Source organism: Methanobrevibacter sp. 87.7, from assembly GCF_002208625.1.
Classification (GTDB): Archaea; Methanobacteriota; Methanobacteria; order Methanobacteriales; family Methanobacteriaceae; genus Methanarmilla.
In genome coordinates this window covers 1-11,918 of the sequence record NZ_MRCT01000049.1, presented here as the reverse complement: position 1 = coordinate 11,918, position 11,918 = coordinate 1, and the positions used below count along the sequence as shown (strand labels likewise).

Here is an 11,918-nt window from a genome sequence, read left to right as displayed (position 1 = left end):
CATATACATGTAATATTATAAAAACTTAAAAAAAATATAAAAATGAATATTTTAGAAAAATATTTAAAGTTAAATTATTATTCTAATTATTCATTCTTTTACGTATTTTTAATTAAATATTGATTACTTATTTTAATAGATTATTATTAATCTAACTACATTTAATTAGTTATATTATAATAAAATATTACTCTAAAAGTTCTTTCTTCATCAAATAATGAACCTGCACTAATCCAAATTTCGTTTGTTTGGTTACTTAAATAATCATTGGTATCTAATTTTAATAAACCTATACCATTATGAACATTTATTTCTGTTTCATTTTTACCATTTAAGTATCCATATATTGTAAAGTCAGGTAAATCTTTAGCAACTGTTGTATTTTCATCATCTATGTAAAAGATAATTTCATAAACCCCTGGACTTATATAAGTTAAATTATTAAAGTGTATTGGGGTGGTTTGAATTCTAGGACACATTGTTCCTGCACCAACAGTACCATCAAGATCCCATGTTACAATTGTATTAACACCATAGAAATTAGGACCTATATATAATCTTTTACTAGTATCATTTACACCAGGACCATAAATACCATTAGGATTAGCACTCATTTCACCTAATGAACATTCCAGGACCTTTTGCATTATCATATATTGCATTATTAGTTACAGTAGGATATTCTCCATTAATTGGAATGAAATTTGGCCAGAATACAACACCTTCAAGTGTACTATTAAATACAAGGTTACTTGTCATTTTAATTCCAGTATTATTTGGTGCATTAAAATTAACTCCTATATAATTGTCAATTAAATTATTATATTGTATAGTTAAATTTACTGCAGAATTGTTTGCAAAGATACCATAACCAATTGGACCTTCTGGATTATCATAATCAATGAAACCTATGTTATTACTTATGTTATTGTATAAAACATTTGTATTTGCTACATTGTAACCATAATAAATACCAAAGTTATTAGTTTCAATATCATTATTTCTTATTGTGATATTATTTGAATTTTAAGTTTTATTCCATTGTAATGTTTGAAAATATAATTATTTTCAATTAAATCGTTATTACTGTTTACTAATATACCATCACAATAAATTCTGTTGTTCCATTATAATAACTTGGAATATCTCCAGAAAGGATACTAGTAATAGTATTATTGTTTATTTTAGCATTATTTCCATTTAATATAATAGCAGTACTATTATTTGTTATAATTTCAAAGCCTTTTATAGTTACATCGTTAGCATTTATTGTAAAAACAGAAGTATTATATACACCATTAATTGTAGATGATTCTCCAGTTATAGTTAAAGGTTTTGGAATTGTTAAATTTATGTTATTATAGTTGCCTTTAGAAAAGATTACTGTTTCTTTGGAATTTAAGTTGTTTAAAGTATCTTGAATTTGATTATTATTCATATTACTTGAAATAATTATAGGTTTTTTAACTAAAATATATTTATTAATATTTACAGCTGAATATTGGCTATTTCCTTTATAAATTATGTTAATAGTATAAAGTCCAGGAATTAAGTTAATTGGTAAGCTTACTTGTCCATTACTATTGGTTATTTTAGTATAAACTTTTTTATTTATTACTAAATCGATTTTTTGATTTTTAATAGGATTATTATTTGTATTTACTAATCTAGCAATAAATGAACCAGCTTCACCATATGTTTTAACATAGTCATCTGCATTTATTGTTGTTGCTTTTTTAGAATTAATATTAATGGTAATTGTTCTACTAAGTGAACTTCCTTTAAAAATGTCATTTCCATTAAATTTAATTAGGATTGTATATTTTCCTGGTTTTAAATTAATAGCAATGCTTGCTTGACCATTATTATTATTAGTAGTTGCTGTGTAAGTTTTTGAATTAACAATGAAATTAAGTTTTTTATTTGCTAAAGGATAGTTAGAACCATTAGTAATTGTTGCAGTAAATCTTCCATTATTACCATAAACTTTAACAAGATTAGATGCAATTATTTTAGTTGTAATATCTCTTTTTAAAATAGTAATTTTAGCAACTTCAAATGCGCCTTTATATTCATCATCACTTAAGAAGCATATTGCGAAGGTGTAATCTCCAGCATATGCAAGGTTGATTTGAAGTCTTGCAACACCATTTTCATCAGTTACTAAATTGTAAACAACACCATTGAATCCAATATTAACTGGTTTATTTACTAAAACATTACCATCTTGATCTTTAAGTACTGTATTAAAGTATCCTCCTCTTTCACCATCATAAAAATCAACAGCTTTTTGAGTCATATTTTTATAAATAATTGTAGTACTTATATCATTTACTTTATTAGTTGTTAAAAGCATTGAAGCATTAGCACTACTATAAATTTCATTTCCATCATAACTTACATTTACTGTATATTTTCCAGTTCTTCCATTAATTTGAGCAATACCATTTTTATCAGTAATTACACTAGCTTTTGTATTATTTATTATGTAATTTAATGTAGCATTAGATATAGGACTACCATTTTCATCAGTTAAATTAAAAATGATTTTATCATTAAGATAATTTATATCTAAATAAGTTTTTTCTTTAATATATGGATATTTTTCATTATTAACAGTAGTAATTGTTTCATTAAATAATAATTCGTCAAATTTAGTTTGAGTTTCACCATTTTTAAGGTAGGATGTTATATTTTGTTGATTGAAGTAAACAGATAATCCATCAAATTTTTCTGTTTTTATGGATTTATTATCTGTTGAATTATAAATATATGATTCAACTTCTATTATTTTAGTATCGTTGTCTATGGTAGTAATAATGTTAATCCATGTTTCAGGAACTTTAATAGTATTTGTGGTATCCATAAAGTATTTATACCAATTAGTTTTAGTTAATGGATCATTTATTCCCCACCAATTATTATTTATACTTGAATCTTGAAGTTTTAACATACCTGCGGGATCTTCACCAATCCATACATTTTCTCCTTTTGGTGCAAAGTTATCATAAATAGAATTATTTTCTATATTTACTATAGGAATAGTTTCTTCATCTTCAAAAGTAATTGCAATAGCACCACCATATTTTAATGCATTGTTATTAATAATAATACTATTTGTAATATTTAATGGTCCTGAAGTCATTATTGCACCACCTTTACCACCTGCAGATTTTGTTTTATTTGCATTATTATTTTTTATAGTACAATTATTAATGTTCATAAATGATGCCCAATTATATATTGCTCCACCCCAACTTCCAGAATTATATTCAAAAATACAATTATTTAGTGTGGAATTAGAGAATATAGTAAAACCAACTGCTCCACCATCTCTTTCTGAAGTATTATTAGAGAATTTTGAATTTTCAATTAATATTTGAGCTCTTCTTTCAGATTTAATTGCACCACCATCATAGGCAGCATAATTATTTTTAAATATTGAATTATTAACATATACTGTTCCACTTTCTGAAGCAATAGCTCCGCCTATATAAGCACTATTATTGATAAATATACAATTATATACTTTTAAGTTAGCATAATTATCTATTGCTCCTCCAGTACCATCATCTGCTATATTATTTCCATTAAGAAATGTAAAATTAATAAAAGTAACAGTTATATTAGGGGAAATAGTAAATATTGATCCAGATTTATTATTTCCATTAATTATTATTTTATCTGGAGTTCCATTTCCTATAATTGTAAGATTATGGTTAATAACAATTCCAGTTTCATTATATTCTTTTGGATTTAAGGTAATTGTATCTCCATCTTTTGAATTATCAACTTGATAGGTTATAGATTGCGTATCTATATTTTCATTTTCTAAATTTTCATTTGTCAATGTATTTAATTCATAATTATTATATTGTGTAGTTATGGATGTTTCATTATTAATATTAGTATAATTTGAATCTATTGACATATCAGTTGTATTTGCTGCAGTAATAGAAAATACACTTAATATTAATAATGTGAACATTAAAACAATAAAAATAATATTTTTATTTATTTTTTTAATTTTTAAAACCTCCACGATTTTTGCTTATATTTATTTTTTTATCTTTATTAATAATTTTTCATATCGTTCTATAATTTTATAAAAAACATTGATATTTATAATAAAGTTCAAATATTTTTTTAATTTTTATTAAAAAATTTAATAAAATATAAATTATATTCATATCGATTTATAGATGATTAAATGATATATTTTATTCTAATTATTTTAATAATTATTTATAATGTGTATATTTTTAATATAAGTTTTTTTAATTAGTATTTTATTAATTTAAATCTTTTTATTAATTTAATATTAAAAAAAATAATATCGATAAACATATATATTTATATGAATATAATTAAAATTGCTAATAATTAATTAATAGTGGAATAAGAATTAGAATTTTATACTATAATTTGTTGATTATTGGCAATTTTAATTAAAATAAGGAGTTATAAAATGAAAATAAGTAAGAAATATTTTTTACCTCTCCTTTTAATATTAATTGTATGTTTATCAGTATCTGCAATTTCTGCTGCAGATAATTCAAGTGCTGTTATAAATTCTCCAGTTGATAATAGCTCATCAACTTATGATGTTCCTGTAACCGCTTCTAATACAAATAATATTTTAAGTGAGGATACACATTCTACATATTCAGTCAATAATACTCAATCTGTAGATGAAATTCAAAATACTATTACTAATGCTGCTGATGGTGATACCATTGATTTTGCACATGGTGATTATGTATTTGATCAAACTGGTTTAAATGTAAATCACAATTTAACTATTATTGGAAATAATGCAACTATTAAAATATTAACTGGTACTTCTGATTCTATTAATGGATTTAATATTGAAGAAGAAGGTGCTGGTTCAACAATCACTGGTTTTAATCTTATATTTACTAATGATAATGGAACCAATGAAAATGGTTGTGGAATAAATATAGTTTCTACAAGCCATGTTACTGTAAATGATACTAATTTTATAAATGGTAAATATGGTGTTTTATCAACTTCCTCAAACAATATTACTATTGCTAATAGTACATTTACTGGTATTGCTGTTATTGTAGCTAAAAATGGAAAAGAAGTTGGTACTAAATCTGTAAGTTTTATGAGTACTTCTGATTCTACTGTTGTAAATTCTTATTTCTATGAGGATGTTTTAGATGGTATTTCCATTGCATCTAACTCTAGAAACAATAGTTTTATAAATAATACATTTTTAAGAAATGAATATGGTATTTTCTTTGGTGGAGGAGTAACTTACACTGATATTATTAATAATACTTTTATTAATTGTACTGCTATGTCTATTAGTAATGCTAAATCTCAAACCACTAGAAATATTAAAGGAAATACTTTCTACATACTCATTGGTAATTACACTAGTAAATCTGGTATTTTCTCAGATGGTCTTCGTCCAGCTATTTATATTAATATAGGTAACACTGCACATGGATCAGCTTCTAAATTAGCTAATTTCACAATTGATAGTAATAAATTTATTGCAGAATATACCGATGATAGTAACCCAGAAGATAAAGCTATTGCTGTTCAAATTGAAAGTAATGGTGGAGGATTAGAACCTAGTAACAATAGTTACTTTAATGTAACTAACAATATTGTAGGTAATAATGTTAATTTATTAACCTTTGTTGATTTAGAAGCAAATAATTCTACTGTTGTTATTAGTGATCCTGTAGCTAAACCTGAAAGAATTAACACTACTATTATTTCTTCTGACTTTAAACAAATTGCTACTGATTTCTATGCTGGTGAAAGAGGTGGATACTTTAAAGTTACTCTTAAAGATGTAAATGGTAATGTTTTAGCTAATAAACCAGTTAGCATTGGATTCAATGGTGTTGTTTACAAATTAGTAACTGATGAAAATGGTGTTGCAAAACTTCAAATCAACCTTGCATATGCTGGAGATTACACTTTTGCTACTGCTTTCTTAGGTGATGATGAATACGCTGGTTTCTTTGCTGTAAATAAAATTACTATAGTTAAAAAAGTTTCTTATTTAACTCTTACTGGTAATACCCCTGCTAAAGTAAATGTATACAAAACATTAAAAATTACTTTAACTGCTCAAAGTGCTACTAATCCTCTTAAAAAAATTGCTGTAGCTAATAAAAAAGTTACTGTTACAGTAAATGGTGTAACTTATACTGGAACTACTAATGCACAAGGTGTTGCTACTGTTAAAATTAAAATTAACAAAGCAGGAACCTATACTATTACTACAAGATTTGCAGGTAATCCTACTTACGGAGCTACACAAACTACTTCTAAAATTGTAGTAAGAAATTAAATTAGTTTAAAGTAGTCTTTTTTTGACTACTTTTTTTAATATTTTTATAAATTTACTTATTTTTTTTTATTTTATTAAATCTGATTTTAATCTAAAATAGAAGTGATTAAATGAATAAAAAGGTTTTATTTTTAATGAGTTTAATTATTGTACTTATTGTTTCATTAGGTCCTATTTTTGCTGCTGATTCTACTAATTATACAGTGGATTCTAATACTAGTACAAATTTAGAAACTCATCAAAATACTTTAGAAAATAATAATTTAGAATCTAATAATCAAAATAATAATTTAGATACTATACAAAATCTTAATAAGGATATAAATCCTCCTGTTAAAGATAATGAAAATCCGAAAACAATAACTGTTGATGGTTCATCTGAAAATCAAATGGATAATCCAACAATACAAAATGCAATTGATAGTGCAAATAATGGAGATACTATATTAATTACTGGAAATAATTATGTTCATGTTCATATTATAGTTAATAAAACATTGAATATTATAAGTCAATCAGGAACTAAAATGTCTGCTTGTCCAAGTCATACAACTGGATCTGGAAGTATTGGAATATTTTATATAAGTCCTGAAGCTTTTGGAACATTAATTTCTGGTTTTACATTAATTAATAATGGTATTAATGATGAATCTTATTCTGTTTTACCTTATGGTATATATGCAAAAAGTGTAGATAATGTAATTATTGAAAATTGTAATATAAGTTCTAATAGTGGTAATGGAATTTCTGCAGTTAATGGAAATAACTTTAAAATTAATAATGTGAATTTAACAAGTTCTAAAAATGGTATACTTTTAGAAAATATGAATAATATAAGTATTTTAAATAGTTTTATTACTAAATGTACTGTTGGAACAAATATAAGCTATAATTGTCGTGATATTTTAGTTAATAATTCTAATATTAGTTCAAATAAATTATTTGGAATAAATTTAGAATCAGCAGATAACGTAAATATTACAAATAATTATATAATGTATAACAGGGATGGAAGTACATTACAAACTTCTACAATTGGATCTGGAATTCTTGTAAATTCTAATGTTTCAAGTCTTAATGTTAAAGGGAATTATATAGTTCAAAATGGTATTTATGGTCTTTTAAATACTTATAAAGTAAAAAATCTCGATGGTTATAATGAGGTTATAGATAATAATATCTTTATTAATAATGGTGCAGGTAGTTCTGCAAGATCAGTTTATACTTCTAGATTTATTTATAGTAAAAATCAAGGAGATTATATTTATAATGAAGAAAATGATACTTATACTTATGTAGGAATGGGTAATGGAAATTATACTACTGCATCTAATACTATATATGTATGGCATAATCTTTTCTTAGCTGAAACTATGTGTGGTGCTACAGTAACTGTTGGTAAAGATTTTTATGATACAAATGAGAATTTAGTAATGTCTAGTGTTAAACAAATTAAACCAGGAGTATATGAAATTAATTTTTATACAAAATCTACTGGAGAAATTGCTAAAGATTTAAATACACCTGAAATAATATTTTATTTAAATAAAAATAATACAAATGCTGAACCTGTAAATGGGGACGTTTATAGGAAAGTTAGAATTGTTAATGGTGTAGCTATTGCAGATTTTACTAATGAATCTTATTATAAAACTAATAATGTTTTAACTGTTTTAGGTCCAGGTGTTACAAAAACTACTAAACCTGCTGTTACTAGACTTTCTGAAACATATAACATACCTGATGATAGTGTATTAAATGTTAAAAAATGTATTTTAGATATTGATATAGATGACAAATCTAATGTAATTGTTAAAGTTATTGATGAAGATGGTAAAATAGTTTCAAATGATAATATTACTTATTTAGTAAATAACACTCCATCAAATAAAATCTTTACTACAGATTCTAATGGTGAAGTAATTATCTCTGATTTACGTGGATCAATGAATTTAACAGTAGTTTATGTAGGTAATAAATATGACACTTCTAATAGTTCTGTCATTTTTGTTAGTTTATATAATGAAAGGAAATCTACTATTATTGAATATAAAAATATGACTCAAAAAGCTGTTGATTTTTATAATGGTGAAAGAGGAGGATACTTTAATACAGTACTTAAAGATCAAGATGGTAATGTTTTAGCTAATAAATCAGTTAGTATTGGATTTAATGGTGTTGTTTACAATTTAGTAACTGATGAAAATGGTGTTGCAAAACTTCAAATCAACCTTGCATATGCTGGAATTTACACCTTTGCAATATGCTTCTTAGGTGATGATGATTATAATGGTAGTTTTGAAGTTGCTAAAATTACTATTAATAAAAAAGTTTCTTATTTAACTCTTACTGGTAATACTACTGCTAAAGTAAATGTATACAAAACATTAAAAATTACTTTAACTGCTCAAAGTGCTACTAATCCTCTTAAAAAAATTGCTGTAGCTAATAAAAAAGTTACTGTTACAGTAAATGGTGTAACTTATACTGGAACTACTAATGCACAAGGTGTTGCTACTGTTAAAATTAAAATTAACAAAGCAGGAACCTATATTATTACTACAAGATTTGTAGGTAATCCTACTTATGAAGCTACACAAATTACTTCTAGAATTGTTGTAAAAAATTAAATTAGTTTAAAGTAGTCTTTTTTGACTACTTTTTTTAATATTTTTATAAATTACTTTTTTTTATTTTATTATTTAGATAAATTGTAAAACATACAGTTTAAAAACAAATAAAAATTGACTTACTATACTTAAATTTTTAATTAATAAAAAAAGAGACTTATACTGTATTTATTAGATTTATAAAAGATAGCAATTTTAAAAGATACAATTTCAAAATTAATGATTCTATAATTTTAATTTTTAATCCATTTATTTTTTTAAAATTTACTACGATATATTTATATATACATTTCGAAATAATATTAGTATTAAATAAAGGAAAATATGTGGATAAATATGGATTTATTATTTAAATATATGATATTATTAGTATTATGCTTCGGTTTAAATATTGGTTTATTATCAAATTCTTTATCTAATAAAAATAATAGTAGAAATTTACCTGTAATATATATAATATCACTATTTTTACTTTCTATTATTGCAATTAATTTTTCTAAGAATTTTTTATTTATAGACAAATTTTTTAATTATTATTTAATAATCTGTGCAGTAATCTTTATTGTTATTGTTTATTTATATGATAATTATGAGAATTTAAGAAAGTTATTTACAGTAATAATAAGTATTTTAAGTTTATTTTTATTTACAGTTGTTATTTCATTATCTAATTTAAATAATTTTACAATATTTGATGTTAATTCAAATTTAATAATTGATTCATTTTTAATTTGTATTTTAACTTCAATATTTATTGTAATTGGTAAAAAATTAGGAAATTCCTTAGAAAATTTTAATTCATATGTTCTTGGGGAATATATGATTGTTGAATCTATCTTTTTATTTATACTTGGTTTAACTTATAATTCTGTTAAAAATTTAGATTATACTTTATTTAATTCTTTTTTAATATTAAGTCCAAGTTATATGGTAAGTTCAGTTATTATTATACTAATTATTATTATAATAATTGGAATATTCATTGGAGATAAATTTAAATTAAATTAAAATATGCTTATTCAAAGTTAATATTTGAATATTAAAATATGTGATAAAATGATAATTCAAGGTACTGAATCATTAACTACATTACTTCATATTATTTCTGAAAGTTTACTTACACCAGTAATTATAATACTTGTTGCTTTTGTAGTAATTGTTTTACTTGCATTAGGTAGTTTTATTAATGAAAAGTTCACAAGAAAAGTTATTAAATCTGATGAACTTCAAGAATTAATTAGAAATTTATCTAATTCAGGTTCAGTCGAGGAAATGAAAGTATTAGTTAATAATAGTAATTTATTTGAAAGCCAAAAAAATGATTTAATAAAAATTATTAATAATTATGATATTAAAAGTGGTGCAAGAAAAGCACTTGCAAGTAAAATATTAGAGGAAGAAGAAACTAAATTTATTAAAAAAACAAGTTTAACTGATATTCTTATAAGAACTGGTCCTGTTTTAGGTTTACTTGGTACTTTAATACCACTTGGGCCAGGTCTTTCTTCTCTTGGAACAGGAGATATAAATACACTTGCACAAGCATTAATTGTTGCATTTGATACTACAGTTGTAGGTGTAGGTGTTGGTGCTCTTGCATATGTTATTTCTAAATATAGAAAAATATGGTATGAAGATGATTTAGCAACTACTGATACTGTTGCAGAGGTAATTATTGAAAATTTAAATAAACTTAATTATTAGGTGAATATTATGTTAAGAAAAAAAAGACGATTATCTAGGGATGATGGAGACCCTATGAGTGGACTTTCAAATCTTTCTGATGTAATGTTAGTTTTAGCATTAGGTTTTTTAATTTTTGCTATTATGGCGCTTCAAACTAATCCTAATTTAATTAATCATAATCAAATGCAATCACAATCTCAATCTCAATCACAAACTACAGAACAAATTAGTAGTTCACAAGCATTTAATAATTCATCAACTAGTGGTGCTTCAGATCAAAATGGTTATAGTGAAGTAGGTAAAGTTTACAAAGATCCAGAAACAGGTAAATTAGTGATGGTTTCATCGTCATAGTAATTTATTAAATTATATACTTATTTAATTAATATTTAGGAAGGTGCTAAAATGAAAAAAGGTATGATGACTCCTGCAAATGGCCATAGGGTTCAAGGAATGTCTAGTGAATCATTTTTAGATGGAAAAGAAATTTTAAATAATTTAAATCTTAATGGTAATGAAGTATTTATGGATGCTGGATGTGGAGATGGACATATTGCACTTGAAGCAAGAAATTTATTGAATAAAGATGCAAAAATTTATGCAGTAGATATATATGAACAATCTATAGAAGATTTAAAAAAACAGGTAAATGAAGAAAATATTGATAATATTATTCCGCTTGTTGGTGACTTTACAAGTCATGTAAATGTTTCTGATGATTCTATTGATGTAATTTTAATGGTTAATGTATTTCATGGTTTTAATGCAGTAAGAAAATTAGATGAAACTGTTGAAGAATTAAAAAGAATTATTAAACCTGGTGGAAAAATTGCTATTATGGATTATAAAAAACAAGAAGCAAGACATGGTCCACCTTATCCTATAAGAATGAGTTCTGAAGAAATTGAAGAACTTTTTAATAAACATGGATTAAAACTTTTAAAATTAATAAGTGATACTGGTGAAGATATCGAAACTGGTAAATCACATTATTTAATAATATTTACAAAATAATATATCTTTAATTAAAAAACATGATAATTATTTTTTAATATTATTTAAAATTTCTTATTAAGTTATATTTTAATTAATATTCTTTTTTTTATTTAAATACTTATTTTTTTATTTTTATATTATAAATTAAATATTTTCTATTCTTTTTATTATTAAAATAGATGGTTTTTAATCTTTTAATTTTTTATTGTTACATAATTTTTAATACTATTTATTTCATTTCGTTTATTTTATTTTAATTATTTAAAGTA

The 11,918-nt window shown here is 23.6% G+C and carries 9 protein-coding genes; 6 read left to right on the top strand and 3 right to left on the bottom strand.

Annotated features, from left to right (window positions below; genetic code table 11):
• Window positions 1-161: 161 nt before the first annotated feature.
• The 3 genes from BGI41_RS03660 to BGI41_RS03650 all read right to left on the bottom strand — a co-directional run bounded on the left by BGI41_RS03660 (window position 162) and on the right by BGI41_RS03650 (window position 3,988).
• Window positions 162-653, bottom strand: coding sequence for a hypothetical protein (locus BGI41_RS03660; RefSeq protein WP_143744782.1), 492 nt, complete (start codon window positions 651-653; stop codon window positions 162-164).
• On the bottom strand, window positions 616-759 hold the full coding sequence (locus BGI41_RS08695) for a hypothetical protein (RefSeq protein ID WP_233126305.1): 144 nt from the start codon (window positions 757-759) through the stop codon (window positions 616-618). Before BGI41_RS08695 ends, BGI41_RS03660 begins: the two co-directional genes overlap by 38 nt.
• Window positions 760-1,093: 334 nt before the next feature.
• Window positions 1,094-3,988, bottom strand: a complete 2,895-nt coding sequence (locus BGI41_RS03650; RefSeq protein ID WP_143744780.1) for a carboxypeptidase-like regulatory domain-containing protein — start codon at window positions 3,986-3,988, stop codon at window positions 1,094-1,096.
• A gap of 480 nt (window positions 3,989-4,468) precedes the next feature.
• Here BGI41_RS03650 and BGI41_RS03645 point away from each other — a divergent pair, with 480 nt between their 5' ends.
• The 6 genes from BGI41_RS03645 (at window position 4,469) to BGI41_RS03620 (ending at window position 11,667) form a co-directional block, all read left to right on the top strand.
• Complete coding sequence (locus tag BGI41_RS03645; RefSeq protein ID WP_088538880.1) at window positions 4,469-6,337, top strand: right-handed parallel beta-helix repeat-containing protein; 1,869 nt, start codon at window positions 4,469-4,471, stop codon at window positions 6,335-6,337.
• A gap of 110 nt (window positions 6,338-6,447) precedes the next feature.
• Entirely contained in the window at window positions 6,448-8,967 is a 2,520-nt protein-coding gene (locus tag BGI41_RS03640) for a nitrous oxide reductase family maturation protein NosD (protein ID WP_088538879.1), read from the top strand.
• A 324-nt stretch (window positions 8,968-9,291) separates the two neighbouring features.
• Complete coding sequence (locus BGI41_RS03635; protein WP_143744778.1) at window positions 9,292-9,975, top strand: hypothetical protein; 684 nt, start codon at window positions 9,292-9,294, stop codon at window positions 9,973-9,975.
• A 48-nt stretch (window positions 9,976-10,023) separates the two neighbouring features.
• Complete coding sequence (locus BGI41_RS03630; RefSeq protein WP_088538877.1) at window positions 10,024-10,671, top strand: MotA/TolQ/ExbB proton channel family protein; 648 nt, start codon at window positions 10,024-10,026, stop codon at window positions 10,669-10,671.
• 9 nt (window positions 10,672-10,680) lie between these two features.
• Window positions 10,681-11,007: a DUF2149 domain-containing protein gene (locus BGI41_RS03625; protein WP_088538876.1), complete on the top strand. Its 327-nt coding sequence runs from the start codon at window positions 10,681-10,683 to the stop codon at window positions 11,005-11,007.
• Window positions 11,008-11,058: 51 nt separating this feature from the next.
• Window positions 11,059-11,667, top strand: coding sequence for a class I SAM-dependent methyltransferase (locus tag BGI41_RS03620; protein ID WP_088538875.1), 609 nt, complete (start codon window positions 11,059-11,061; stop codon window positions 11,665-11,667).
• Window positions 11,668-11,918 lie beyond the last annotated feature (251 nt).

Bases quoted from the DNA above. Each gene is read 5' to 3' on its own strand.
- BGI41_RS03660 (WP_143744782.1), bottom strand. From the start codon at position 653: ATGATAATGCAAAAGGTCCTGGAATGTTCATTAGGTGAAATGAGTGCT.
- BGI41_RS08695 (WP_233126305.1), bottom strand. From the start codon at position 759: ATGACAAGTAACCTTGTATTTAATAGTACACTTGAAGGTGTTGTATTC.
- BGI41_RS03650 (WP_143744780.1), bottom strand. From the start codon at position 3,988: ATGTTCACATTATTAATATTAAGTGTATTTTCTATTACTGCAGCAAAT.
- BGI41_RS03645 (WP_088538880.1), top strand. From the start codon at position 4,469: ATGAAAATAAGTAAGAAATATTTTTTACCTCTCCTTTTAATATTAATT.
- BGI41_RS03640 (WP_088538879.1), top strand. From the start codon at position 6,448: ATGAATAAAAAGGTTTTATTTTTAATGAGTTTAATTATTGTACTTATT.
- BGI41_RS03635 (WP_143744778.1), top strand. From the start codon at position 9,292: ATGTGGATAAATATGGATTTATTATTTAAATATATGATATTATTAGTA.
- BGI41_RS03630 (WP_088538877.1), top strand. From the start codon at position 10,024: ATGATAATTCAAGGTACTGAATCATTAACTACATTACTTCATATTATT.
- BGI41_RS03625 (WP_088538876.1), top strand. From the start codon at position 10,681: ATGTTAAGAAAAAAAAGACGATTATCTAGGGATGATGGAGACCCTATG.
- BGI41_RS03620 (WP_088538875.1), top strand. From the start codon at position 11,059: ATGAAAAAAGGTATGATGACTCCTGCAAATGGCCATAGGGTTCAAGGA.